Genomic DNA, 24,264 nt, shown 5'->3' with positions numbered 1-24,264 from the left:
ACGCTGGGCATCCCGCCCAACGCCGTGATGGCGCTGATGGTGGGCGCGATGACCATCCACAACATCCAGCCCGGCCCGCAGGTGATGACCAGCAACCCCGAGCTCTTCTGGGGCCTGATCGCCTCGATGTGGATCGGCAACGCGATGCTCATCATCCTGAACCTGCCGCTGATCGGCATGTGGATCAAGCTGCTGTCGGTGCCTTACAAGTACCTGTTCCCGGCCATCGTGCTGTTCTGTGCGATCGGGGTGTACTCGACCAACAACAACACCTTCGACATCTGGATGGTCGCGATCTTCGGCTTCGTGGGCTACAGCTTCTTCAAGCTGGGCTGCGAGCCTGCGCCGCTGCTGCTGGGCTTCATCCTGGGGCCGATGATGGAAGAGAACCTGCGCCGCGCGCTGTTGCTGTCGCGTGGTGACTGGGCCGTCTTCGTCTCGCGGCCGATTTCGGCGGGCCTGCTGGCTGCTGCGCTGCTGCTGCTGGTGATCGTGCTGCTCCCGGCCGTCAAGTCCAAGCGGGAAGAAGCCTTCCACGAAGAAGAGGCCTGATCGCGGGCCTACCGCCTCTTCACCCCTCCAACGGCACCTTCGGGTGCCGTTTCCTTTGAATGGCCGAGGCTGGGCGTGAGTTCATTTCTTTGGCTTCATGTGCTGCCGCGCCATCGCGAGGAATGCCATGGCGGCAGGGTTGAGCGGATGCTTGGCCAGACGCACGGCAACCACCGGGTATTCGAGCGTGGGGCGCGTCACGGCCACCGCGCGAAGGTTGGCGGGCATGAGCACCTCCACGTAGCGAGGCAGCAGCGCGACACCGGCGCCGGCCTGGATGAGGCCGAAGGCAGTCGACAGCATCGACACGTGGTGGACCACGCGCGGGTACACGTTGGCCATGCTCGAAAGCTGGCGGCTGACGGAACGCCAGATGTTGGCGTCCGGATTGACGTGAATGAAAGGCAGCCCGTCCAGGTGCCTGGCATCGATCACGACCCGCTGCGCCAGCGGATGGTCGTCCCGCGCAAACAGGGCCATGCGCTCGCTGAAGAGCGGTTCCGTCGCGAGTTCCGAATGCTTCTGGCCGATGTCGGAGCCGAAGCCGAGGTCGGCCTCTTGCGAAAGGATCCGCGAAATCATCTGCTCGGCCGTGCTGTCCAGCAGCGCGGTCGCCAGCGCGGGGTGCTGTTGCGAGAAGCGACTCAGCAATGGCGGCATCAGTGCGCCGGCTGTGAGATGGCCCACTGCCAGCACCACGCGCCCTTCCCGGAGCTGGGATTGCGACCGGCAAGCGCCGACGGATTCATCGATCAGCCGAAGCGCGCGAACGGCCGTGTCGACCATCATCTGACCCGCGCTGGTCATGCGGATGCGGCGCCCGCGCACGACCAGGGGCTGACCGAGCTCGTGCTCCATGCGCTTGATCAGATGACTGATGGCGGGCTGCGTGAGCTGCAAGGTCTCTGCCGCCAGCGTGAAGCTGCCTGACTCGGCGACCGCCGCCAAGGCCCGGAGCTGCTGCAGCGAGATCTCTTCCGAGGCGACCTTTGTCATAAGCCTGACTCATAGTTGGATAAGGCAGATTATCTGGTTTGATGCCCTGGCGCTGAATAGCATTCGAGACCATCACAGGGGACACAATCCAGCACCATGAATCGAATCCAGTTCCTTCAGGCCATGGCTGCCGCACTTTGCGTGGCCGCGTCGCCCGCCGCCTTGGCGGACAGCTTCCCGACCAAACCGATCCGGCTGATCGTGCCTTTCCCGGCGGGAGGCGCCACGGATCTGTTCGCGCGCACGCTGTCGCAGAAGATGGGCGAGAAGCTCGGCACGACGCTGATCGTCGACAACAAGCCGGGCGCGGGAGGTGCGATCGGCTCCGATGCCGCCGCAAAGTCCACCCCCGACGGCTACACGCTGCTCCTGGCGACGACCAGCACCCACTCGATCGGCCCGGCCATCTACAGCAAGCTGCCCTATGACACGGTGCGCGACTTCACGCCGATCGTTCATGTCGGCGACGCCCCGAGCATCATGCTGGTGCCCAACAATTCGCCGGCCAAGACCGTGCAGGAATGGATCGACTACGCCAGGAAGAACCCCGGCAAGCTCAACTATGCGTCGAGCGGCAACGGCACCATCGTGCAGCTCACGGCCGAACTCTTCCAGTCGCAGGCCGGGATCTCGGTGCTGCACATTCCGTACAAGGGGACGGCGCTCGCCATTCCAGACCTGATCAGCGGAAAGATCGACGTCCTGTTCGATGCGCTGCCGACCGGGATGCCGCATGTGCGCGATGGCCGCTTGCGCGCACTGGGCGTGACGTCGCTCAAGCGCAGCCCGCTGGCACCCGACCTGCCGCCGATCGCGGACACGCTGCCGGGCTTCGAGTCGAACACCTGGTTCGGCCTCTACGGGCCCAAGGGCATGCCGGCGGATCTGGTGACGCGCATCAACACGGCCGCCAATCAATCGCTGAGCGATCCTGAAGTGCGCGACAAGCTGGCCAAGCTGGGAATTTCGCCGGCCACCAGTACACCCGCACAGTTCGCAAGCATGGTGGCCGAGGACGCGGCCAAGTGGAAAAAGATCATCGTCGATCGCAAGATCACGGGGGACTAGGGCTCGCCCCCAGGTTGGCTTACTTCGTGTAGCCGCCCACCCCCTGCCGGGGGCAACACCAGCGGCCCGGCGAAGCCGGTTCCGCGGTGTTTCTGGAAGAGGCCAGGCTTCGCCGGCCGGTGTTTGTACTGGTTTTGAATTGAAGGTATTTATGAAATTCGACTACGCCAATCCCTACACCTCGACGCGGATTCCGGTTTTTGCTCGCAATGTCGTTTCGACTTCGCATCCCTTGGCCGCCCAGGCTGGGCTGCGCATTCTTCAGCAGGGTGGGAACGCGGTGGATGCGGCGATTGCGACTGCAGCTGCGATGACGCTGGTCGAGCCGGTCAGCAATGGGCTTGGGAGCGATGCCTTCTGCATCCTGTGGGACGGCAAGAAGCTTCACGGGTTGAACGGCTCCGGTTGCTCGCCTGCGGCTTGGACGCCTGACTACTTCCGTCGCAAGTACGGCGCCGGTGCCGCTACCCCGCCTCAGCGCGGCATGGACTCGGTCACGGTGCCGGGGGCCGTGGGGAGTTGGGTCGCGCTGTCCGAACGCTTCGGGAAGTTGCCCTTTGCAGACCTGATGGCACCGGCGATCGAGATCGCCGAGCGTGGCTACCTCATGCCGCCGGTCGTGCAGCAGAAATGGGCCGCTGCCACGCCGGTCCTGCAATCGCAACCGGGGTTTGCGCAGAGCTTTCTGCCGTGGGGGCGTGCGCCCGAAGTCGGGGAACTGTTTCGCTTCCAGGCCGCGGCCCGTGCGTTGAAGGCCATCGCGGCGACCAAGGGCGAAGCGTTCTACAGCGGCGAGATTGCCGAGGCGCTGGAGAAATTCTCCAACGAGAACGGCGGCAGCCTGAAGGTGCGTGACCTCGCCGACTGGAAGCCCGAATGGGTCGAGCCGATCGCGCAGGACTACCGCAACCACACGCTGCACGAGATCCCGCCGAACGGGCAGGGCATTGCGGCGCTGATCGCCCTGGGCATCCTCCGGCACTTCGACATCGAATCGATCCCCGTCGACTCGGTCGCATCGCAGCACCTGCAGATCGAGGCCATGAAGCTCGCGTTTGCCGATACCTACCGCTATGTGTCGGACCCTTCGTCAATGGAGGTGACACCCCTGCAGATGCTCGATGACGCCTACCTCGCTTCGCGTGCCAAACTCATCGACGTGAACAAGGCGCAGGACTTCAAGGCGGGCAACCCGGTCAAGGGCGGCACGATCTACCTCACGGCCGCCGACGAGAGCGGAATGATGGTGAGCTTCATCCAGAGCAACTACATGGGCTTCGGCTCGGGTTGCGTCGAGCCCGGATATGGCATCAGCCTGCAGAACCGTGGCCACGGCTTCAGCCTGAAGGACGGCAGCCCGAACATCGTGGCGCCGGGCAAGCGGCCCTTCCACACGATCATCCCGGCCTTCCTCACGAAGGACGGCGCGCCGGTGATGAGCTTCGGCGTGATGGGCGGCAACATGCAGCCGCAAGGTCACATGCAGACGCTGGTTCGGATGCTCGACTACAAGCAGAATCCGCAAGCCGCCTGCGATGCGCCGCGCTGGCGCTTCAATTCGGGGCTGGAGATCAACGTCGAGGCGGCGATGAACCCGGCGACCGTGCAGGGCCTGACCGATCTCGGTCACAAGGTGGACGTGATCAACGACTCCTACCAGGACTTCGGCGCGGGCCAGTTCATCTGGCGTGCGGGCGATCCGGCGGTCGAGGGCTACGTGGCCGCAAGCGATGCGCGACGCGACGGCCTCGCGGCCGGTTTCTAGAGGTGCTGCCGGAGCACCACACGCACAAGAATCTCGCGCCGGGCCTCGCACTCGCGACGCTCGGTGCGATCGCATTCAGCGGCAAGGCGATCATCGTCAAGCTGGCCTACCGCTATGGCGTGGATGCGGTCACGCTCATCATGCTGCGCATGCTGTTTGCGCTGCCGCTGTTCGTCGTGATGGCGTGGTGGGCCGGCCGGGGCAAGCCGCCGCTGACTCGGCGCGACTGGATGGGCGTGATCGGGCTGGGCTTCTCGGGCTACTACCTGGCGAGCTTCCTGGACTTCGCCGGGTTGGCCTACATCACTGCGAGCCTGGAACGGCTCATCCTCTATCTCAACCCGACGCTGGTCTTGCTGTTCGGCTGGATCGTCTACGGGCGGCGCATCACGCGCGGCCAGGTCGCCGGCATGATGATCAGCTACGCCGGTGTGTTGCTGGTGTTCGGCCACGAAGTCAGCCTGGGGCAGAGCGCATCCGCGGCATGGGGCGCGCTCCTGGTGTTCCTGAGTGCCGTGAGCTACGCCATCTATCTCATTGCGAGTGGGGAATTCGTCAAGCGGCTGGGCTCGCTGCGCCTCGTGGGGTTGGCGACCAGCGTGGCGTGTCTGCTCTGCATCGTGCAGTTCATGCTCCTGCGGCCGATGAGCGCAGCCTTCGAGGTGGCGCCGGAGGTGATCTGGCTGTCGATCCTCAACGCCACGTTGTGCACGGCATTGCCGGTCCTCGCCGTCATGATGGCGATCGAGCGCATCGGCCCCGCATTGGCCGCGCAAACGGGTATGGTCGGGCCGATGTCGACGATCCTGATGGGTGTGGTGATCCTCGGCGAACCCTTTACCCCGTGGATCGCAGCCGGTACCGTGCTGGTGATCGCCGGCATCTTTGTATTCACACGCATGGGCCGTTGAGCCCGGAGGACTGAACATGGATTTGGGAATTGCAGGCAAGACCGCCCTGGTGTGCGGCGCGAGCAAGGGCCTGGGCTACGGCTGCGCGGAGGCGCTGGTGCGCGAAGGCGTCAACGTGGTGATCGTGGCGCGCGGCGCCGAAGCGCTGGAGGCTGCGGCGAAGAGCTTGCAGGTGACGGCCGCCACGAGCGCGGCCAAGCCGTTCGTGAAGCATGCGGCCGCAGACATCACTACTGTCGATGGCCGCGCGGCCGCTTTCGCGGTGCACAAGGACTTCGACATCGTGGTCACCAATGCCGGCGGTCCGCCGCCCGGCGACTTCCGCGAGTGGGACCGCGAAGCGTGGGTCAAGGCGCTCGACGCGAACATGCTGACGCCGATCGAACTGATCAAGGCGACGGTGGATGGCATGGCGGAGCGCGGCTTCGGTCGCATCGTCAACATCACGTCGAGTTCGGTCAAGGCGCCGATCGATATCCTGGGCCTGAGCAACGGGGCGCGCAGCGGGCTGACCGGGTTTGTGGCGGGCGTCGCGCGCTCGGGCATCGCGGGCAAGGGCGTGACCATCAACAACCTGCTGCCGGGATCGTTCGATACCGATCGGCTCAAGGGCACCATGATCGGCGCCGCGAAGAAGACGGGGCAGGACATCGATGCGATCCGCGCCAGCCGGCAGAAGGGCATTCCCGCGGGCCGTTTCGGCAATCCGGCCGAGTTCGGCGCGATCTGCGCGTTCCTGTGCAGCGTGCACGCAGCCTACATGACGGGGCAGAACGTGCTGGCCGATGGCGGCGCGTACCCGGGGACTTACTAGGCCAACCACGACAAGGAGCCATCCATGAGCAAAGCCGTCCGCATCGACCGCAACGGCGGTCCCGAGGAACTGAAGATCGTCGACGTCGAGGTCGACGACCCGGGACCCGGCGAGATCCGCATTCGCCACAAGGCAGTCGGTCTCAATTTCATCGACACCTACCAGCGCAGCGGTCTCTACCCCTTCCCGATGCCGCTGCAACTCGGCATGGAAGCTTCAGGCGTCGTCGAGGCGGTGGGCGAAGGCGTGTCGCACCTCAAGGTCGGCGACCGTGCGGCGTATGCCAGCCAGCCTCCGGGCGCGTATTGCGAAGCGCGCGTGATGCCCGCCAAGTTCGTCTGCAAGCTGCCGGATGCGATTTCCTTCGAGACCGGCGCGGCGATGATGCTCAAGGGCCTGACCGCGCAGTACCTGTTGAAGAAGACGCTTCCGGCCGAAGGCCTCCAGCCCGGCGATTTCATCCTGTTCCACGCGGCCGCCGGTGGCGTGGGGCTGATTGCATGCCAATGGGCGAAGGCGCTCGGGTTGCAACTGATCGGCACCGCAGGCAGCGACGCCAAGTGCAAGATCGCGCTGGCTCACGGCGCGGCGCATGCGATCAACTACAGCACCGAGAACTTTGCCGAGCGCGTCAAGGAAATCACTGGTGGCAAGGGCGTCAAGGTTGTCTACGACTCGGTGGGAAAGGACACCTTCGAAGGCTCCCTGAACTGCCTGCGACCTTTCGGCCTGCTGGCGATCTTCGGCAATGGATCGGGCCCGGTTCCACCCTTCAACCTCGGCTTGCTGGCCTCGAAGGGTTCGCTCTACGTCACGCGACCCACGCTGTTCACGCACACTTCCAGCCGTGAAAGCACTCAGGCGATGGCCGACGACCTCTTTGCCGTGGTCGAGAGCGGTACGGTGAAGATCCCGATCGACCAGCGCTATCCGCTGGCCGATGTGCAGCAGGCGCACCGCGACCTCGAGGCGCGCAAGACCACTGGCTGCACCATCCTGACGCTGTGAGAACGGCGCGCGCCGCCTCTGTTGCCCTTACTGCAACTGGCCCAGGCGTGATTGCCGCATACGCGTCGGTGCCAGTGCGCCGGCGGATTCGAGAATAGGATAGGCGATCGAGCAGATGTGCGAGTTGATGCGCTTGAGATCGCTGATCAGGTCGATGTGCAGCGAACTGGTCTCGATGCTCAACGCGGTCTGGTCGGTCAGCCGGCCGAGATGGGTCGTGGCGTAGGCGCGCTCCAGGTCGCGGAAGCGCGCCTTTTCTTCGAGCAGCTTCTGGGCGTCGCGCACATTGCCGTTCAGGAACACGCTCATGCTCAGCCGCAGGTTCGCCACCAGACGTTCGTGCAGCTCGACGATCTCGCGCATGCCGGCTTCCGAGAAATTGCGCTGCGGCCTGATCTTCTTGTCCTCTATGTCGATGATCACCCGCTCGATGATGTCGCCGATCTGCTCCATGTTGATCGTGAAGCTGATGATGTCGGTCCAGCGACGGCTCTCTTCCTCTCCCAGGGCTTCGCGTGAGATCTTGGTCAGGTAGTACTTGATGGCTGAATAGAGCTCGTCCACCGTGTCGTCGAGCTTGCGCAGCTCCTGGGCGAGCCGGAGGTCGTTGTTCTTGATCACGTTGAGCACGCCGATCAGCATCGTTTCCACCACGTCAGCCTGATGCAATGCCTCGCGCGCGGCGTTGGAGATGGCAAGCGTCGGTGTCGACAGCGCCGAAGGGTCGAGGTGCTGCGGGCGTCGCATGGCCGCGGGTTCCTCGGGTACGGGCAGCAGGCGGGTGGCCAGCCGGGCCACGATGTCGGTCAGGCCGATGAAGGCGACGCTCATCACGATATTGAACGCCAGATGGTAGAGAACGACCAGCTGCGTCGCATCGCTGATGAATGGCCTGACCTCGCGCAGCCACAGTCCGACGAAAGGCCCCGCGATGATCACGCCCAGCAGCTTGAACATCAGATTGCCGACAGTCACCTGCCGCACCGCGACCGACGACTTCGCCGTGGTGAGCACTGCCAGCAAGCCGCTGCCAAGGTTGGCGCCAAGCACCAGCCCGAGCGCCACATCGAGCGGCACCACGTTCGAACTCGCCATGGCGGCGACCAGCAGCACGACCGCAAGGCTTGAATAAGCCAGGATGGCGAGCGCGGCGCCGATGGTGATCTCCAGCAGCACGTCGCTGTTGAGCGACTCGAGCACGGCGCGCATGGCCGGACTTTCGAACAGCGGACCGGTGGCCTCGACCACGAGCTGCAGCGCGAGCAACATCAGTCCGAGCCCGATCAGCACACGACCGACGCGCCCCGCCATGCTGGAAGGGCGTGTGATGAACAGCACCACGCCCACGAAGATGAAAAGCGGGGAGAGCCATGAAAGATCCGCCGAGAACAGCACCGACATCAGCGCCGTACCGATGTCCGCGCCGCGCATCACGGCGAGCGCCGCCGGCAGCGTGACCAATCCCTGGCCGACGAAGGACGAAGTCATCAGCGAAGTTGCCGTGCTCGACTGCACCAGTGCCGTCACCCCAACGCCCGACAACGCCGCCGTGAAGCGATTGCGCATGCTGTGCACGAGGATCCTGCGCAGATTGGCGCCGAAGACACGCAGGACGCCAGTGCGAACGAGTTGGGTACCCCACACCAGCAGCGCGATGGCCGCCAGCAAATTCAACAAGTGCTTCATGGAATGGAAGCACTATAGAGCACCCACCTGCGCGAATACGAGAAACACCGCGGAACCGGCTTCGCCGGGCCGCTGGTGTTGCCCCCGGTGAGAGCTAGGTTTTTCGGACGCGCCGCAACTCGTCAATGATCAGGCAGATCGCGCCGATCGTGATGGCGCTGTCCGCCACATTGAAGGCGGGAAAGTGCCGGCCCGCGAGGTGGAAGTCGAGGAAATCGACGACATAGCCGTGCATCATGCGATCGATCACATTGCCGATGGCGCCGCCGAGGATGGCCGCCATCGAAAACGAAAAGAGCTTCTGCCCCGCGTGCGACCTGAGCATCCAGATGATGAAGAGCGCCGCGGCGATGCCGATGGCCATGAAGAACCAGCGCTGCCAGCCCGCGGCATCCGCGAGGAACGAGAAGGCCGCGCCGGTGTTGTGGGCGCGCACGACGTTGAAGAAGCTGGTGACGTAGGTGGCGTCGCCGTACTTGTAGTAGCCGAGGATCAGTGTCTTGGTGAACTGGTCGATGATGACGATGACGAGCGCAAGGCCGAGCCAGGGCCAGATGCCGAGGCCCTGCGAGCCTGAAGACCGGCGGGCCATCAGGCGACGTTCCTTGCTTCGCCAGCGCCGTAGAGATTGCTCGTGCAACGTCCGCACAGACCCGGGTGCGTGGCGTCGTGCCCGACATCGTCGCGCCAGTGCCAGCAGCGCTCGCACTTCGTCGCGGTGCTTGCCGTCACGGTCGCCGACAGCGCATCGCCGGTGGCCAGGGCGACCGCCGAGGTGATGAAGACGAACTTCAGGTCATCACCGAGCGACGTGAGCAGCGCATGGTCATCGGCGGGCGCGATGATCGTGACGTTGGCCTGCAGCGACGAGCCGACCTGGCCCGCCGTGCGCACGGTCTCGATCTCCTTGTTGACCGCGTCGCGGACTTCGCGGATGCGGGTCCACTTGGCGAGCAACGCTTCGTCGGGCGTGCCGAGATCGCTGTAGGTCTGGACGAAGATCGATTGCCCGTCACCGCAGAACTTCCAGGCTTCTTCAGCCGTGAAGCTCAGGAAAGGCGCCATCCAGCGCAGCATCGCCTGCGTGATGTGCCAGAGCGCCGTCTGGGCGCTGCGGCGCGCATGCGAGCCCGGTGCGGTCGTGTAGAGGCGGTCCTTCAGCACGTCGAGGTAGAAGGCGCCCAGGTCTTCCGAGCAATACACCTGCAGCTTGGCCACCACCGGGTGGAACTCGTAGACCTTGTAGTGCGCGAGCACATCGGCCTGGAATTGCGCGGCCCGGCTCAGCGCGTAGCGGTCAATCTCGAGCAATTGATCGAGCGGCACCGCATCCTTCGCGATGTCGAAGTCGCTGGTGTTGGCGAGCAGGAAGCGCAGCGTGTTGCGGATGCGACGATAGGCATCCACCACGCGCGCGAGGATCTTGTCGTCGCCGGCGATGTCGCCGGAGTAGTCGCTCGCGGCCACCCAGAGGCGGGTGATCTCGGCGCCGAGCTTCTTGTTCACGTCCTGCGGATCGATGCCGTTGCCGAGCGACTTGCTCATCTTGCGGCCCTGGCTGTCGACCGTGAAGCCGTGCGTGAGCAGGCCGCGATAGGGAGCGCGGCCTTCGAGTGCGGCGGCAATCAGCAGCGACGAGTGGAACCATCCGCGATGCTGGTCGTGGCCTTCGAGGTAGAGGTCGGCTTCGGGTCCGGTCTCGTGGTGCACGTTGGGGTGCGTGCCACGCAGCACATGGAAGAAGGTCGAGCCGGAGTCGAACCAGACTTCGAGGATGTCGGTGCTTTTGGTGTAATGCGGCGCGTCGGTATCGCCGAGGATTTCTTCGGCAGTGACGCGGCTCCAGGCCTCGATGCCGCCCTTCTCGACAATGTCGGCGGCCTGGTCGAGGATTTCCATGGTGCGCGGGTGCAGCTCGCCCGAATCCCTGTGCAGGAAGAACGGGATCGGCACCCCCCAGCTGCGCTGGCGGCTGATGCACCAGTCGGGCCGGTTGGCGATCATGTCGTGCAGGCGCGCCTTGCCGTTCTCCGGATAGAAGCTCGTCTGCTCGATGGCTTCGAGTGCCGTTTGGCGCAGTGTCTTGGGCGCCTTGTCCTTGGTGAAGACGCCTTCGCCTTCGTCCATGCGGATGAACCACTGCGCCGCGGCGCGATAGATCACGGGCGTCTTGTGACGCCAGCAGTGCGGGTAACTGTGGGTGATCTGCTCGGTCGTCATCAGGCGGCCCGCATCGCGCAGCGCGTGGATGATGACCGGCACGGCCTTCCAGATGTTCTGGCCGCCGAAGAGCGGGAAGTCGAGCGCGTACGACCCGTTTCCTTGCACCGGATTCAGGATGTCGTCATAGGCGACCCCGTGCGCGATGCAGGAATTGAAGTCGTCCACGCCATATGCCGGTGACGAGTGGACCAGGCCGGTGCCGTCATCCGCCGTCGCGTAGTCGGCCAGGTAGACCGGTGACAGGCGGCGGTAGCCCGCATCCACGTCGTACAGCGGATGTTCGAACTCCAGGCCACCCAGCTTCTCGCCCTTGACGGTGGCCAGAACCTTGCCGTCGAGCGCATAGCGAGTCATGCACATCTCGACCAACGAGGCGGCAAGCACGAGCAGGCCGCGCTCGGTGTCGACCAGCGCGTAGTCGAGCTCGGGGTTCAGGTTGATCGCCTGGTTGGCGGGGATCGTCCATGCGGTGGTGGTCCAGATGACCGCGAAGGCGTCCTTGGTCAGTGCCGGCAGGCCGAAGGCGGCCGCGAGCTTTGCCGGGTCGTGCGCCTTGAAGGCGACGTCGAGTGTCTGCGACTTCTTGTCGGCGTACTCGATTTCGAATTCAGCCAGCGAAGAACCGCAGTCGAAGCACCAGTACACCGGCTTGAGGCCGCGGTAGACGAAGCCGCGCTCGATCACGCGCTTGAAGGCACGGATTTCGCCGGCCTCGTTGGCGAAGTCCATTGTCTTGTAGGGGTGGTCCCATTCGCCCAGCACACCCAGGCGCTGGAAATCGGACATCTGCTGCGCGATCTGTTCGGTGGCGTAGGCGCGGCTCTTGGCCTGCATCTCGTCGCGGCTCAGGTTGCGGCCGTACTTCTTTTCGATCGCGTTCTCGATCGGCAGGCCGTGGCAGTCCCAGCCGGGCACGTACAGCGCGTCATAGCCTTCGAGCTGGCGCGCCTTGCTGATCATGTCCTTCAGGATCTTGTTGACGGCGTGACCCATGTGGATCTGTCCGTTGGCATAGGGCGGTCCGTCGTGCAGGATGAACTTGGGCGCGCCGTGGCGTGCGTCGCGCAGGCGGTGGTAGATGCCTTGTTCGTTCCATTCCTTGACCCATCCCGGCTCACGCTTGGGCAGGTCGCCGCGCATCGGGAAGGGGGTGTCGGGCAGGTTCAGCGTGGCGCGGTAATCGGTGCCGCCGTCGGTCTTGTTGTCAGCCATGGAAGTTCCAGAAATCTGCGCTGCCTTGCAACGCGCGAGGGGATCGGGAGCGTGCGGCCGTTGCAATGAAGGCGCGGCCGGACGCGGCGGAAAGCGAAGGTTCCGCTTTAAATTCGGTCGCGCGTGGTCTGGCGATGGGTCTCGGCGTGGGTGGAAGCAAAGAATGCGCGCGCGTCGCGGCCATCCTTCGCGATGCCCGCCGTGAGGGCCTCGAGACTGGTGTAGCGCAATTCGTCGTGCAATTTGTGCAGCAGTTCCACGCGGACGATTTTACCGTAGGCCCCCTCGGAACCGAGATGGGCAGGCCAGTCGAGACAGTGGGTCTCGAGCAGGACCCGGCCGGCGTTGACGTCGTTGGCGTCCAGGGAAGGGCGCACGCCGAGGTTGGCGACGCCGGGAAGCGGGGCTTCGGCCAGGCCATGCACAAGCACCGCGAAGATGCCATTGGCCGCCGGCTTCCAATGCTTGAAGCGCAGGTTGAGGGTGCGAAACCCGTCGTCGCGGCCCGGTGCGGAGGCACCCAGCGCGCGGCCCAGCTTGCGGCCGTGGACTACGTGCCCGGAGATGGCGTAAGGCCGGCCCAGCAGAGCCTGCACGTCGGCCATCCGGCCTTCGGCGAGGGCCTCCCTGACCGCGGAACTCGAGACGCGAAGGCCGTGGACCTCATAGCTATTCATGCGCGCCACGTCGAAGCCGTGTTGGTCGCCGGCCCGATCGAGCATGGCGTAGTCGCCGGCGCGCTTGGCGCCGAAGCGGAAATCGTCCCCGACCAGCACGTAGCGCGCGCCCAGGCCCTCGATCAACACGTGCTGGATGAATTCGTCGGGCGTCTGCGAGGCGAGGGCAGTGTCGAAAGGCAGCACGATCGTCTGCGCCACGCCGCCGGCGGCAAGCGCGGTCAGTTTGTCGCGCAGCGTGCCAATTCGGGCGGGGGCCAGTTCCGGGCGCTTGGTGATCGCTGCGAAATAATCGCGCGGATGAGGCTCGAAGGTCATCACGCAACTGGGCAGGCCGCGCAGGCGCGCCTCGGTGTTCAGCAGCCCGAGCATCGCCTGGTGACCGCGGTGGACACCGTCGAAATTGCCAATGGTCAGGGCGCAGGCCGGTGCCACGCCCGGATGCCGAAAACCCCGGAAAATCTGCATTGGTCGGTATCTTTTTGATAGCACTTTGCGCCCGTGGAATGGGCACATCAGGGCGTTTTGTCACAAAGCCGGTATATTGTGACGCAGTGCGTCATGCGCAAGCCCTTTTGGGCGAGCGTTGTGTGCAGGTCTTTCCGTGGTTCTCTTTGCTTGAGGAGGCGTGTGGTGAAGGTCTTGAAGCTGTCGGCCCAAGGGCTGCCCCAGTCGTGGATTTCGCTTGAACAGGCGGTGATCCACTACGCCTCCGACGAGGTGCGCTGGGAGGTGGGCGGGCAGGTCGCGGTCTTCCGGGGCGGTCACAACGCGATCACGGGCCAGCAGTCGCAGATCGCCATCAACAGCATCATCGGCACCAAGGGCGTGCCTCGCATCAACCCCTTCACCCAGCGGCCTGGACTGACCAACAGCAAGCTGTTCGCGCGAGATCGCAATGTCTGCGCATATTGCGGCGGTCACTTCCACGAGGAAGAACTGACGCGCGAGCACATCATTCCCTTTGCACAGAATGGAATCGATACCTGGATGAACGTGGTGACGGCCTGCCGGCCTTGCAACCACCGCAAGAGCAGCCGGACGCCGGAGCAGGCCGGAATGCCTCTGCTGTATGCGCCCTACGTGCCCAGCCTTTGGGAAGACTTCATCCTGCGCAATCGCCGCATCCTCGCGGATCAGATGGAATTCCTGATGGCGCATCTGCCACAGACCTCGCGTTTGCACGGCGAGCTTTTCGCGCTTCGCGTTCAATAGGTCAATTCGAGCACGCTCACTTTGTTTTGCGCCGTGGGCCAGGAAAGGCCTGCAACGCGTTCGCCATTGAATTCGGCCGCCACCGTGCGAGGCGAATCGCTGGTCAGCCTGATGGTCGAGGTCGAGACGCCCGAGCCCTGAAGGGGGACTCCGGGCGGTACCGCGTGGCCGTCGAAGCGCATGGTGTCACGCTCTGCGTCGAAATAGCCCCGCGGCCGGGTGAAGATCACCAGCGCCTTGGCGTCGCGGTCGGCTTCCGGGATCCGCTCAGGCCGCAGTTGCACAACGGTGCTCGATCGTGGAAACGGGCTGCGGTAGATGTGAGTCGTTGCGTAGCCCGCTGCGCTCAGGACGAACTCGTAGGCTGTGTCCGGTTGGGCGGCGAGCGGCCCCCATCTCGCGTCCGGCCCGATGGTCTGCGCCCAAACCGCAGGGCCGTGTCGCTTGCCCGTCGCGGCGTCGATCGGGAAGATTTCGAGGCGGGCGCCGGTCAGCGGCAGGTTGTTGACGAATGTGCCGCTTGTCGGATCCTGCGGGTCGAGCCCCAGCCCTGTGACCCTGCCTGACAAGCTCACTTGCGCCTCGGGGACTGGCTGCAAGGTCTTCGGGGCTTCTCCGGTCAGAAAGCGCCAAGTCGCTGCGAATGCAGCCGGCGAGAAGGAGGTTTCACGGTGATCGACGCGCGGCAACACGACGTTGACCGCGCCCTTGAGTGCCGGTCCGTCGAACCCTATGTGGGTCGGCGTGCCTTTGGCACCGATCCAGATGCCGTCTGGCTGCGCGTATTTGTCGTTGTTGTCGGAGCGCAGCGTCAGCCATTTCACGCCGGGCGTGACTTCGTCGCCATTGCCGTTCTTCGCTGAATTGAGCTGCTGCAGGAAGGGGCTCAGCCCGGAGAACTCATTGCCTTCGCGGAGCCCCTTGATGGCCCAGATGCCGTGCGCCGGGTTGCCGCCCAGGACCACATGGCTGACAACGCGGTCGCCGCCGCCGTTCTGCACGTAGTTGCGGATCGCGTTGCCCCCGCGCGAATTGCCGATCAAGACGACCTGGCTGGCACCGGTCGATTTCAGGACGCGCTCGACTTCCTGCTTCAGGAAGGCCATTGATTCGGCGCTGGAACTGCGTCCCGGCTGCGGGACGGTGTCATCGTCCCGAGCAAGAGGAAAGGGCTGGTCGATCGCAAACAACCGATCACGCGGCCAGCCGTTCGATTCGAACCGCCAGATCGTCGTCTGCCAGAGCGCAGCCGAATCTCCGTTGCCGTGCATGAACACGATCGGTGGCCGATCTTTGGACGGCGGTACGCTGGTACAGGCGGCGAGCATGGTTGTGGCGAGGGTGCCAAGGATCAATGACCGACGAGTGTGCACGGCAATCTCCGATTCAAGAAAAAGCGCCCGCGAGCTCGAGGCCGGCGGGCGCTTCGCTACGGGCGAAGAGGGCAGTGGCTACTCACGCAAATACGCCGGCCGTGTCCTGCATGCGGGCCGACACTTCACCCAGATGGTGCAGCGTGTCGCCGAAGGTCATTTCCAGTTGCGTGAGCTTCTTGAAATAGTGGCTCACGATGTATTCGTCCGTCACGCCGATGCCGCCATGCAGTTGCACGGCCTGCTGGCTGACGAAGCGCATGGAAACGCCCAGCTGGTACTTCGCCCGCGCCAGTGCCTGACGACGCTCGGCAGGCGGTGCGTTGAGCTTCAGGCTGGCGTAGTAGCTCATCGAGCGGGCCAGTTCGAGTTGCATCTTCATGTCGGCAATGCGATGGCGCAGCGCCTGGAAGGTCGCGATCGCCACGCCGAATTGCTTGCGCGTGTTCATGTACTCGACAGTGATCGCGAGCGTCTTGTCCATCACGCCGACAGCCTCGGCACAGGTGGCGGCGATGCCGATGTCGACCGCATGTTCGAGGGCCGGCAGCCCGTCCTTGGCGATCAGCGTGGCCGCCGCCTTGTCGAACACGACTTCGGCCGCACGGCTGCCATCCTGCGTGCCGTAGCCACGGGCCGCGACGCCGTCGGCCGCACGTTCGACGAGGAAGAGGGCGATCTTGCCGTCGAGCTGTGCGGGCACGATGTAGGCATCGGCCTCGTCGCCTGCGGGCACCAGGCTCTTGGTGCCGCTCAAGTTCCAGCCGTCACCGGCCTTCGTGGCCTGTGCGTCGCAAACGTCGACGCGGTAGCGTGCCTTCCGTTCCTGGTAGGCCAGCACGACCATCGCCTGACCGCCCGCGATGCGCGGCAGCCAGTTGTCCTTGGTGTCCTCGTCCGCATGGCCTGCGAGCACCGCGCCTGCGATGAACGATTGCGCCAGCGGCTCCAGCACGATGCCGCGCCCGAGTTCTTCCATGACGACCATGCCCTCGACCGGGCCCATGCCCAATCCGCCTTCGTCTTCGGGGATGTAGAGACCGCCCAGGCCCAGTTCGGCCAGTTCGTCCCAGGCCTCACGAGAGAAGCCGCCCGCTGCCTCGGTGGCGCGGCGGCGCTCGAAGCCGTAGCCTTTTTCGACCCACTTGGCGACCGCGTCGCGAAGCTGTTGCTGGTCGTCGCTGAAATTGAAGTCCATTGCCTGATCCTTGTGAGCCCGCGTTCAACCCAAGACCGTCTGCGCGACGATGTTGCGCTGCACTTCGTTGCTGCCGCCGTAGATGGTGGTCTTGCGCATGTTGAAGTAGGTCGACGAAAGAGGTGCCAGTTGCGGATGACCGCCGGGGAAATCGCCTTGCCAGCCGGCTTCCATCGCTTCGCGAATCAGCGGCAGCGCGTAGGGGCCGCCTGCCAGCATCATCAGTTCGGAATAGCGCTGCTGGATCTCGCTGCCTTTGATCTTGAGCAGACCGGCGATGTCGAGCGAGTTCTTGCCCGACGTGGCGGCCGAGAGAACGCGCAGCACCAGCATCTCAAGTGCGACGACGTCGACTTCGAGCTTGGCGATCTCGTCGCGGAAGCGCTGGTCTTCCCAGACGCCTTCGCTCTTCGCGATGCGCTTGAGGCGTTCCAGTTCGCGCTTGGCGCGGTTCACGTCGGCGATGTTGGTGCGCTCGTGCGAGAGCAGGTGCTTGGCGTAGGTCCAGCCCTTGTTTTCTTCGCCGATGAGGTTCTCGGCTGGCACCTCGACGTTGTCGAACCAGACTTCATTGACCTCGTAGCCGCCGTCGAGCAGCTTGATCGGGCGCACCGTGACACCGGGCGACTTCATGTCGATCAGCAGGAAGCTGATGCCGGTCTGGGGCTTGCCCTCATTGCTGGTGCGGACCAGGCAGAAGATCCATTCGCCATATTGGCCGAGCGTGGTCCAGGTCTTCTGGCCGTTGACGATGTACTTGTCACCCTTGCGTTCGGCCTTGGTCTTGACCGAGGCCAGATCCGAGCCGGAACCCGGTTCGCTGTAGCCCTGGCTCCACCAGACTTCGCCGCTGGCGATGCCGGGCAGGAAGCGCTTCTGCTGTTCAGCGTTGCCGTAGGCCATGATCACCGGCGCCACCATGACAGGGCCGAAGGGAATGATCCGGGGCGCGCCGGCGAGGGCGGCCTCTTCTTCGAACAGGTGCTTTTCGACCGCGGTCCAACCCGGACCGCCGAATTCCTTCGGCCAGCCATAGCCCAGCCAGCCCTTCTTGCCGAGGATCTTGGCCCAGCGCTGCAGATCGTCGCGCGTCAGTTCGAGCGCGTGATGCACCTTATGGGAAATCTCTGCGGGAAGGTTTTCTTTGACCCAGGCGCGAATCTCTTCGCGGAACTTCTGTTCTTCGGGCGTGAAGCTCAAATCCATGCGTGCCTCGCTGTGTTGATCGAACGCCGCAGGGGGCGGCGTGTCTCCGGAATCGGCGGTTTTAGCACGGTCGTGCTAGTTCGAGGTGTCCGCGCGGCGACAAGGCCCGGACCCGCCGAACGAGCACAGATAATCCCGCGTCCCATGAAGAACATTGTGATCCTGATCTCCGGCAGCGGCTCCAATATGGCGGCCATCGTGCGGGCTGCCGAGAGTGGTCGCTGGGCCGCGCGTTTCGGCGCGCGCGTCGCGGCCGTCATCAGCAACAAGCCGGACGCCCAGGGACTGCTGATTGCCCGCGAGCACGGAATCCGCACGGCCGTGGTTTCGCACACGGATTTTTCGAGCCGTGAGGACTTCGACGTGGCGCTCGCCCGCGCGATTGACCTTCATTCGCCCACCCTGGTCGTCCTCGCGGGCTTCATGCGGATTCTTACGCCGGGTTTCGTTGCGCACTACGAACGCCGGCTTCTCAATATCCACCCATCGCTCTTGCCGGCTTTTCCGGGACTTCATACCCATCGGCGGGCCATCGAAGCTGGCTGCCGGGTGGCCGGGGTGACCGTGCATGAAGTGACCGTCGAACTGGACCATGGGCCGATCCTGGCCCAATCCGCGGTGCCGGTGCTGCCCGACGACACGCCTGAAACATTGGCCGCCCGGGTGTTGGCGCAAGAACACAGGGTTTACCCTCAAGCCATCGCAAGCTGGCTAGAACTGGAAACAAACTGACACAATCGAGCATCTCGTGTGCTCGGGGGAGTGTTGGATTGAAAAGTTCTCGTCGCTCATGGCCTCGGTCGACCCGGGCCCGTCGCGTATGCGCTTTCTCGCCTAGTCGAGCTTGACGAAGCGCAGCCGTGACGACCCCTCGACATCCACTGTTTCGCCGAACATGGCCGCGGGTCTCACCCAGAGCCCGCGCTCGCCATAAAGCGCCCGATAGAGCGTCATTGGCTCCAGCGTCTCGCTGTGGCGCACGGTGCCAAGCACTTCGTATTCACCGCCCTTGTAGTGGCGATACCGCCCCGGCGGTGTTTCGATCAGGGGCGGCAGGTTTTCGTCTGTCACGTGGTTTGTTTCCTTCGATAGGCTAAAAGGTCAGGATGAATCGGGCAGATTTTGTTCATCTCGTGCGACTGAGCGAGCACGCCAGCGCGGATGACAGCACGGGCTACCGGCGCGGCGTCGCCGTATTTGCCGCGCTCGGGTATCTGTGGGTGATCGCCTGTTTGGCGCTCGCAATTGGCATCATCGTCTGGGTCGCCGGTTCTTTCGGGGCGGGCGGGCGATTTGGCGTGACGCGAGGCTGGCTTCTGCTGTTCGCGCTCGGTTTGCTCTGGGCCACGCTGCGCGCCCTGTGGGTGCGTCTCGAAGAACCCGAGGGGATCGTGCTGGAGCGCGAAGACGCGCCAGGCCTCTTCGAATCGCTCGATCGCATCCGGCAGAAGATCGACGGACCGCAAGTGCATCGCGTCTATCTGGACAGCGAATTCAACGCGAGCATCCGCCAGTTGCCGCGATTCGGCCTGTTCGGCGGCGCCATCAACTATCTCAGCGTGGGGCTGCCGCTCCTCATGGCGCTCGACCGGCGACGCGTGCTTTCTGTCCTGGCCCATGAATATGGTCACCTGCGCGGAAACCATGGCAAGTTGAGCGCGTGGATCTACCGTACGCGCCTTTCGTGGCTGCGGCTGGACGCGAACTTCCAGCGCGACGACGGCGTGATGGCATTCGCATCGCAGGCCTTTTTTCGCTGGTACTTTCCGCGCTTTGCCGCAAAGACCTTCGCGCTGGCGCGACAGGATGAATACGAGGCCGACCGCGTCGCCGCCCGACTCCTGGGTACGCGCGTGGTCGCCAGTGCGTTGAAGGAGATTGCCGTCAAGAGCGCTTGGTACGCGGAGCAATTCTGGCCCGCGCACTGGGGACGCGCAGTCGATGATTCCTTGCCGGTCGGGCCTTTCTCCGCGATGGCCCCCAGGTTTTGCGCACCTGTCGAAGAGGACTTTGCCCGCGCTGCGTTGCGTGATGCGCTCCGCAGCGTGAGTGACGTCGACGACACCCACCCCGTATTGCGCGATCGCCTCGAAGCGCTGGACGAAAAATCCGCCATGCCGTCCTGGTCGGAGAACTCGGCGCTTGGACTCTTGGCCGACGCGCCGAAATGGATCAAGCATTTCGACAGTGAATGGTGCAGCGATCACGCGAGCGACTGGAAGCAGCATCACGCCTACCTGGTCCGCGTCCGCGAACGCGTTGAGGCGCTCTCAGCCAGCGCCGGCCGGAACAATGCCGACGAGATGGTCGAGTGGGCCGATTGCGCGCGGCGAATCGATCGGGCCGCTGATGTGCGGCGTTTGTATGAGCGCGCACTGGAGATCACGGCGAACCACCCCGGGGCGCTGCGCGGTCTGGCCCAGGTGCTTCCTGCCAGTGATCGCCAGGCTCGCCTCGCCTTGCTGGAGCGCTTGCACGAATCGAGCACAGCCAGTCGGTGGTGGGCCGCCAAGACGGCGGTGGCGGCCCTCGAGGACCTGGACACCGGAGCGCACGACGACCGGGCGCTCAGGCTCTGGCGTGAACGAGCCAAGACCGCGGAGGCCGCCGAGCAACGCGCCTGGGAAGAAATCACCGAGACGCCGTTTTTCAGCCAGATCGCACGCCACGACCTGAGCGAGTTCGAACTCGGCGAACTGAGGGCGGACTTCGTCCGTTGCAGCGCAATCACGCGGGCCTGGGTGGTCCGCAAGAACCTGCGCGAGTTTCCATGGCGCCGCGCCTATGTCATCTTTGTCGAACTGCCAACACTCGCGGACGAAGAGCGCTGGAATCTGTGCCGCGAACTTGAACACACGTTGAGCATTCCCGGCGCGGCGCTGGTTCTGTGGGCCGGGCACTCGCCGACGCTTGCAGAGATCGAGCGACAGGCTTACGGAGAGGTTTGGACACGCGCATCCGCTTGATGTCGGCTTCGGCTGAGACAATGGGGCATGCATCCCAAAGCCCTGCTTGAGGCCAGCGCCGACCTGGTCGGCCTCGTCCTGAAATTCGATCATCCGGCCGATCAGGTCGTTTCCCGGTTCTTTCGCGATCATCGCGAGTTGGGGCCGCGCGAGCGCGCCACGCTGGCGGAGACCGTCTATACCGTTCTACGCAAAAAGCTGCTGTTCGACCATTTGTCACCCTCCGGCAGCGGCTCCAAGGAGCGCCGGATGGCGATCCTGGGCTTTCATGGTCCTCGCGACTTCCTCAAGAGTGCGTTGAACGACACCGAAAGGCGATGGCTCGACAACTGCGATGCCGTCAAGCAAGACGATCTGCTCGAACGCCATCGGCACAACCTGCCGGAATGGCTTGTCGCGCCGCTCAAGGCGCAGCTCGGTGGTCAGTTCTGGCGACTGGTGGAAAGTTTGCAGCAGCCGGCCCCGCTCGATCTGCGAGTCAACGCGCTCACGGACAAGCGCCCGGACGTGCAGAAAGAACTGGCGCTGGCCGGCATCAAATCTGTTGCGACGCCGTTCTCGCCCTGGGGGCTTCGAATCGAAGGGAAGCCGGCGCTCACCAAGCTAGACGCTTTTGCCCGAGGCGCAGTCGAAGTCCAGGACGAGGGATCTCAATTGCTCGCGCTCTTGCTCGACGCAAAGCGTGGCGAAATGGTGGTCGATTTTTGTGCGGGCGCGGGCGGGAAGACGCTTGCGATCGGCGCGACGATGCGAAATACCGGCCGCCTCTATGCCCTCGACACCTCGGCGCACCGTCTCGACGCCCTGAAGCCCCGGCTGGCGCGCAGCAAGCTTTCCAACGTCCACCCAGCGGCAATTGCCCACGAACGGGATGACCGCATCAAGCGCCTGGCGGGCAAGATCGACCGCGTACTGGTCGATGCGCCTTGCTCAGGCCTTGGTACTCTGCGGCGCAATCCCGATCTGAAGTGGCGCCAGTCGCTGCAATCCGTACAAGAACTCACCGTCAAACAGGCTGCGATTCTGCAAAGCGCGGCGCGGCTCGTGAAGTCGGGAGGACGGCTTGTCTATGCGACCTGCAGCATCCTGCCCGAGGAGAACGAAGCCATTGCCGAAGCTTTTGGCGCCGCGAATCCCGATTTCGTGGCGCAGGACACCTCCGAATTGCTGCAAGGACTCAAGGTCGCGAATGCCGAATCCCTTTGCGCTGGAGGCGAAAGCGGCGGCCGTTTCCTCCGCCTCTGGCCTCATCGCCATGCGACCGACGGCTTCTTTGCGGCGGTCTGGAACCGCAAATAGGCACAAAGCTCCAAAGAAGGTCAAAACTTGCGATATATCAAGGCTTTAGCCCCCTTTTCAGGGCCGGACCCTTAAAATCACGGGTTACCTGGAGGCTGCACCTTCGTGCGGCCATGGAGTATGAATTTCAATGTTGCTTCCTGACTCTGCCGTACTGAGCGCGGCCATCGATTGGCTCGGACACGGCTTGTGGGACCTCACCTGGTGGCAGATCGTGCTGTACACGCTCGTCACTACGCACATCACGATCGCAGGAGTCACGATCTTCCTGCACCGCACGCAAACGCATCGGGCCATGGATCTGGGCCCGATTCCTTCTCATTTCTTCCGCTTCTGGCTCTGGCTCGGCACCGGCATGGTCACCAAGGAATGGGTGGCCATTCACCGCAAGCACCACGCAAAGTGCGAAACCGAAGAAGACCCGCACAGCCCGCAGGTCAAGGGTATCGACGAAGTCATGTGGCGCGGCGCCGAGCTCTATCGCAAGGAATCGAAGAACAAGGAAACGATGGAGCGTTTCGGCCATGGCACGCCGGACGACTGGCTCGAGCGCAATCTTTATTCGCGCTACAGCTGGCAGGGCGTCGGCCTGATGCTCATCCTCAACCTGGCGCTGTTCGGTGGTATTGGCCTGACGGTCTGGGCTGTGCAGATGCTCTGGATTCCGTTCTGGGCTGCGGGCGTGGTCAACGGCATTGGCCACTTCTGGGGTTATCGAAACTTCGAGGCCACCGACGCGAGTACCAATCTGATTCCGTGGGGCATCATCATTGGTGGCGAAGAGTTGCACAACAACCACCACACCTATCCGACTTCTGCGAAGTTCTCGGTCAAGAAGTACGAGTTCGACATCGGCTGGGTCTACATCAGCCTGATGCAGAAAATCGGCTGGGCCAAGGTCAAGAAGGTCCCGCCGAAGTTGCAGATTGGCGATGTGCGCCCCGTGGCCGACGCAAAGACGTTGGAAGCTGTCATCGCGAATCGCTACGAGGTCATGGCTGGCTACGCGCGTGAAATGCGCCGCACAACCCGCGACGAATTGGCGCTACTCAAGGCGAAGGGCGCTGACCTGTCGGTCCTGAAGGCAGCCAAGCGCTGGCTGCATCGCGACGACGACAAGGTGCCTGCAGCCGCCCGTTCGCAGTTGGTGCAGGCACGTGCTGCTCATCCGGTGCTCGACAAGATGATGACCATGCGTGAGGAGCTTCGCCAGCTTTGGCTGAACACTTCGCAGTCGCGTGAGCAGCTTGCTGCGGACCTCGCTGCCTGGTGCCATCGCGCTGAAGCCAGCGGCATTGCGGGCCTGCGCGAATTCTCGACACGTCTGCGAGCTGCGCGCGCCTAAGAGTCAACAGCGTCGGCAATGCCGATTCAAAAGCCGGCCGTCGAGCCGGCTTTTTTGCGCCTCGTGAAATTGCGCAGGCAACAAAAAACCCGCTGGGTCTCAGCGGGTTTTTTGTTGGAAGCAGGGCCGAATTACTTCAGCTTGATTTCCTTGTACTCGACGTGCTTGCGTGCCTTCGGGTCGAACTTCATGATCGACATCTTTTCAGGCATCGTCTTCTTGTTCTTGCTGGTCGTGTAGAAGTGGCCGGTACCCGCAGTGGATTCCAGCTTGATCTTTTCGCGTCCGCCTTTGCTCGTTGCCATGATTCAGCTCCTTAAGCTTGGCCGCGCGCACGCAGGTCTGCGAGCACGGCGTCGATGCCATTCTTGTCGATCAGGCGCAGGGCAGCGCTGGAAACGCGAAGGCGAACCCAACGATTTTCAGATTCGACCCAGAAACGGCGGTATTGCAGGTTCGGCAGGAACCGGCGCTTGGTTTTGTTGTTGGCGTGGGAAACGTTGTTTCCGACCATCGGGCCTTTGCCCGTTACTTCGCATACGCGTGCCATTTGGACACTCTTTCTTGAACAGCTGGCACCTAGGCGCAACGGAGGTTGCGAGGTGGTTTGCAGCTTGACCTCGCCAGAAACGGGTGGCGGTACCCCGACTTGCTGCAGAAAACCCAGTCCTAAACAGACCAGACAAATTCAGCAAAGCCATCGATTATAGCCCGCTCGCATGCTTTGATTGGGGAAAAAGAGAAACACTG

Annotated in this window: 22 protein-coding genes; 11 read left to right on the top strand and 11 right to left on the bottom strand. The window is 63.8% G+C overall.

Features of this window, described 5'->3' with window-relative positions:
- Positions 1 to 552: tripartite tricarboxylate transporter permease (locus AC1DN9_RS27295; RefSeq protein WP_478105155.1), on the top strand; the 552-nt coding region annotated here is incomplete at its 5' end.
- An 81-nt stretch (positions 553 to 633) separates the two neighbouring features.
- Here AC1DN9_RS27295 and AC1DN9_RS27290 read toward each other — a convergent pair.
- Positions 634 to 1,548: a LysR family transcriptional regulator gene (locus tag AC1DN9_RS27290; RefSeq protein WP_478105154.1), complete on the bottom strand. Its 915-nt coding sequence runs from the start codon at positions 1,546 to 1,548 to the stop codon at positions 634 to 636.
- Positions 1,549 to 1,644: 96 nt separating this feature from the next.
- Between AC1DN9_RS27290 and AC1DN9_RS27285 the strand changes: the two genes are divergently transcribed.
- The 5 genes from AC1DN9_RS27285 to AC1DN9_RS27265 all read left to right on the top strand — a co-directional run bounded on the left by AC1DN9_RS27285 (position 1,645) and on the right by AC1DN9_RS27265 (position 7,114).
- Complete coding sequence (locus AC1DN9_RS27285; protein ID WP_478105153.1) at positions 1,645 to 2,616, top strand: Bug family tripartite tricarboxylate transporter substrate binding protein; 972 nt, start codon at positions 1,645 to 1,647, stop codon at positions 2,614 to 2,616.
- Positions 2,617 to 2,767: 151 nt separating this feature from the next.
- Positions 2,768 to 4,381, top strand: a complete 1,614-nt coding sequence (locus tag AC1DN9_RS27280; protein ID WP_478105151.1) for a gamma-glutamyltransferase family protein — start codon at positions 2,768 to 2,770, stop codon at positions 4,379 to 4,381.
- 2 nt (positions 4,382 to 4,383) lie between these two features.
- Positions 4,384 to 5,292 carry a DMT family transporter gene (locus tag AC1DN9_RS27275; protein WP_478105150.1) on the top strand — a complete coding sequence of 303 codons (909 nt, stop codon included), beginning with the start codon at positions 4,384 to 4,386 and terminating at the stop codon, positions 5,290 to 5,292.
- A gap of 16 nt (positions 5,293 to 5,308) precedes the next feature.
- Positions 5,309 to 6,106 carry an SDR family oxidoreductase gene (locus AC1DN9_RS27270; RefSeq protein WP_478105149.1) on the top strand — a complete coding sequence of 266 codons (798 nt, stop codon included), beginning with the start codon at positions 5,309 to 5,311 and terminating at the stop codon, positions 6,104 to 6,106.
- A gap of 24 nt (positions 6,107 to 6,130) precedes the next feature.
- The gene (locus AC1DN9_RS27265; RefSeq protein ID WP_478105147.1) at positions 6,131 to 7,114 is read left to right on the top strand and encodes a quinone oxidoreductase family protein; all 984 of its coding nucleotides are present in this window, start codon (positions 6,131 to 6,133) and stop codon (positions 7,112 to 7,114) included.
- 27 nt (positions 7,115 to 7,141) lie between these two features.
- On the opposite strand, the gene AC1DN9_RS27260 is transcribed toward AC1DN9_RS27265, so the two are convergent.
- From AC1DN9_RS27260 to AC1DN9_RS27245, 4 genes are all read right to left on the bottom strand, one after another.
- Positions 7,142 to 8,800 carry a Na/Pi cotransporter family protein gene (locus AC1DN9_RS27260; protein ID WP_478105146.1) on the bottom strand — a complete coding sequence of 553 codons (1,659 nt, stop codon included), beginning with the start codon at positions 8,798 to 8,800 and terminating at the stop codon, positions 7,142 to 7,144.
- 94 nt (positions 8,801 to 8,894) lie between these two features.
- On the bottom strand, positions 8,895 to 9,392 hold the full coding sequence (gene lspA, locus AC1DN9_RS27255) for a signal peptidase II (protein ID WP_478105144.1): 498 nt from the start codon (positions 9,390 to 9,392) through the stop codon (positions 8,895 to 8,897).
- Entirely contained in the window at positions 9,392 to 12,235 is a 2,844-nt protein-coding gene (gene ileS, locus AC1DN9_RS27250; RefSeq protein ID WP_478105143.1) for an isoleucine--tRNA ligase, read from the bottom strand. Before ileS ends, lspA begins: the two co-directional genes overlap by 1 nt.
- Positions 12,236 to 12,342: 107 nt before the next feature.
- Positions 12,343 to 13,380, bottom strand: a complete 1,038-nt coding sequence (locus AC1DN9_RS27245; protein WP_478105142.1) for a bifunctional riboflavin kinase/FAD synthetase — start codon at positions 13,378 to 13,380, stop codon at positions 12,343 to 12,345.
- Positions 13,381 to 13,545: 165 nt separating this feature from the next.
- On the opposite strand from AC1DN9_RS27245, the gene AC1DN9_RS27240 reads away from it, so the two are divergent.
- Positions 13,546 to 14,127: an HNH endonuclease gene (locus tag AC1DN9_RS27240; protein WP_478105140.1), complete on the top strand. Its 582-nt coding sequence runs from the start codon at positions 13,546 to 13,548 to the stop codon at positions 14,125 to 14,127.
- On the opposite strand, the gene AC1DN9_RS27235 is transcribed toward AC1DN9_RS27240, so the two are convergent.
- The 3 genes from AC1DN9_RS27235 to AC1DN9_RS27225 all read right to left on the bottom strand — a co-directional run bounded on the left by AC1DN9_RS27235 (position 14,121) and on the right by AC1DN9_RS27225 (position 17,904).
- Positions 14,121 to 15,500: an alpha/beta fold hydrolase gene (locus AC1DN9_RS27235; RefSeq protein ID WP_478105139.1), complete on the bottom strand. Its 1,380-nt coding sequence runs from the start codon at positions 15,498 to 15,500 to the stop codon at positions 14,121 to 14,123. The two genes, AC1DN9_RS27240 and AC1DN9_RS27235, sit on opposite strands and share 7 nt — an antisense overlap.
- 82 nt (positions 15,501 to 15,582) lie before the next feature.
- Positions 15,583 to 16,698 (bottom strand): acyl-CoA dehydrogenase family protein, encoded by a 1,116-nt coding sequence (locus tag AC1DN9_RS27230; protein ID WP_478105138.1) that lies wholly within the window; start codon positions 16,696 to 16,698, stop codon positions 15,583 to 15,585.
- A 24-nt stretch (positions 16,699 to 16,722) separates the two neighbouring features.
- A complete protein-coding gene (locus tag AC1DN9_RS27225; protein ID WP_478105137.1) occupies positions 16,723 to 17,904 on the bottom strand; it encodes an acyl-CoA dehydrogenase family protein in 1,182 nt (393 codons plus the stop codon).
- 144 nt (positions 17,905 to 18,048) lie between these two features.
- On the opposite strand from AC1DN9_RS27225, the gene purN reads away from it, so the two are divergent.
- Positions 18,049 to 18,636 carry a phosphoribosylglycinamide formyltransferase gene (gene purN, locus AC1DN9_RS27220; RefSeq protein ID WP_478105135.1) on the top strand — a complete coding sequence of 196 codons (588 nt, stop codon included), beginning with the start codon at positions 18,049 to 18,051 and terminating at the stop codon, positions 18,634 to 18,636.
- 102 nt (positions 18,637 to 18,738) lie between these two features.
- Here purN and AC1DN9_RS27215 read toward each other — a convergent pair whose 3' ends face one another.
- Positions 18,739 to 18,975: a DUF1653 domain-containing protein gene (locus AC1DN9_RS27215; RefSeq protein ID WP_478105134.1), complete on the bottom strand. Its 237-nt coding sequence runs from the start codon at positions 18,973 to 18,975 to the stop codon at positions 18,739 to 18,741.
- A gap of 35 nt (positions 18,976 to 19,010) precedes the next feature.
- Here AC1DN9_RS27215 and AC1DN9_RS27210 point away from each other — a divergent pair, with 35 nt between their 5' ends.
- The 3 genes from AC1DN9_RS27210 (at position 19,011) to AC1DN9_RS27200 (ending at position 23,514) form a co-directional block, all read left to right on the top strand.
- Entirely contained in the window at positions 19,011 to 20,870 is a 1,860-nt protein-coding gene (locus AC1DN9_RS27210) for a M48 family metalloprotease (RefSeq protein WP_478105133.1), read from the top strand.
- Between the two features lie 27 nt (positions 20,871 to 20,897).
- On the top strand, positions 20,898 to 22,169 hold the full coding sequence (locus AC1DN9_RS27205) for an RsmB/NOP family class I SAM-dependent RNA methyltransferase (RefSeq protein WP_478105131.1): 1,272 nt from the start codon (positions 20,898 to 20,900) through the stop codon (positions 22,167 to 22,169).
- A 130-nt stretch (positions 22,170 to 22,299) separates the two neighbouring features.
- Entirely contained in the window at positions 22,300 to 23,514 is a 1,215-nt protein-coding gene (locus AC1DN9_RS27200; protein WP_478105130.1) for a DesA family fatty acid desaturase, read from the top strand.
- Between the two features lie 131 nt (positions 23,515 to 23,645).
- On the opposite strand, the gene rpmG is transcribed toward AC1DN9_RS27200, so the two are convergent.
- Complete coding sequence (gene rpmG, locus AC1DN9_RS27195; RefSeq protein WP_007830291.1) at positions 23,646 to 23,819, bottom strand: 50S ribosomal protein L33; 174 nt, start codon at positions 23,817 to 23,819, stop codon at positions 23,646 to 23,648.
- Between the two features lie 11 nt (positions 23,820 to 23,830).
- On the bottom strand, positions 23,831 to 24,064 hold the full coding sequence (rpmB, locus tag AC1DN9_RS27190; protein WP_088955402.1) for a 50S ribosomal protein L28: 234 nt from the start codon (positions 24,062 to 24,064) through the stop codon (positions 23,831 to 23,833).
- Positions 24,065 to 24,264 lie beyond the last annotated feature (200 nt).

It is taken from the genome of Variovorax sp. 05L425, from assembly GCF_056397705.1.
The sequence above is the reverse complement of the archived record's forward strand: the minus strand, read 5'-3'. Positions and strand labels throughout refer to the sequence as shown.

Excerpts from the sequence above, each read along its gene's own strand:
- rpmG (WP_007830291.1), bottom strand. The coding sequence starts at position 23,819 with ATGGCAACGAGCAAAGGCGGACGCGAAAAGATCAAGCTGGAATCCACT.
- AC1DN9_RS27265 (WP_478105147.1), top strand. The coding sequence starts at position 6,131 with ATGAGCAAAGCCGTCCGCATCGACCGCAACGGCGGTCCCGAGGAACTG.
- AC1DN9_RS27290 (WP_478105154.1), bottom strand. The coding sequence starts at position 1,548 with ATGACAAAGGTCGCCTCGGAAGAGATCTCGCTGCAGCAGCTCCGGGCC.
- purN (WP_478105135.1), top strand. The coding sequence starts at position 18,049 with ATGAAGAACATTGTGATCCTGATCTCCGGCAGCGGCTCCAATATGGCG.
- AC1DN9_RS27260 (WP_478105146.1), bottom strand. The coding sequence starts at position 8,800 with ATGAAGCACTTGTTGAATTTGCTGGCGGCCATCGCGCTGCTGGTGTGG.
- AC1DN9_RS27280 (WP_478105151.1), top strand. The coding sequence starts at position 2,768 with ATGAAATTCGACTACGCCAATCCCTACACCTCGACGCGGATTCCGGTT.
- AC1DN9_RS27225 (WP_478105137.1), bottom strand. The coding sequence starts at position 17,904 with ATGGATTTGAGCTTCACGCCCGAAGAACAGAAGTTCCGCGAAGAGATT.
- AC1DN9_RS27205 (WP_478105131.1), top strand. The coding sequence starts at position 20,898 with ATGCATCCCAAAGCCCTGCTTGAGGCCAGCGCCGACCTGGTCGGCCTC.
- rpmB (WP_088955402.1), bottom strand. The coding sequence starts at position 24,064 with ATGGCACGCGTATGCGAAGTAACGGGCAAAGGCCCGATGGTCGGAAAC.
- AC1DN9_RS27230 (WP_478105138.1), bottom strand. The coding sequence starts at position 16,698 with ATGGACTTCAATTTCAGCGACGACCAGCAACAGCTTCGCGACGCGGTC.
- AC1DN9_RS27245 (WP_478105142.1), bottom strand. The coding sequence starts at position 13,380 with ATGCAGATTTTCCGGGGTTTTCGGCATCCGGGCGTGGCACCGGCCTGC.
- AC1DN9_RS27210 (WP_478105133.1), top strand. The coding sequence starts at position 19,011 with ATGAATCGGGCAGATTTTGTTCATCTCGTGCGACTGAGCGAGCACGCC.
- AC1DN9_RS27270 (WP_478105149.1), top strand. The coding sequence starts at position 5,309 with ATGGATTTGGGAATTGCAGGCAAGACCGCCCTGGTGTGCGGCGCGAGC.
- AC1DN9_RS27285 (WP_478105153.1), top strand. The coding sequence starts at position 1,645 with ATGAATCGAATCCAGTTCCTTCAGGCCATGGCTGCCGCACTTTGCGTG.
- AC1DN9_RS27200 (WP_478105130.1), top strand. The coding sequence starts at position 22,300 with ATGTTGCTTCCTGACTCTGCCGTACTGAGCGCGGCCATCGATTGGCTC.
- lspA (WP_478105144.1), bottom strand. The coding sequence starts at position 9,392 with ATGGCCCGCCGGTCTTCAGGCTCGCAGGGCCTCGGCATCTGGCCCTGG.
- ileS (WP_478105143.1), bottom strand. The coding sequence starts at position 12,235 with ATGGCTGACAACAAGACCGACGGCGGCACCGATTACCGCGCCACGCTG.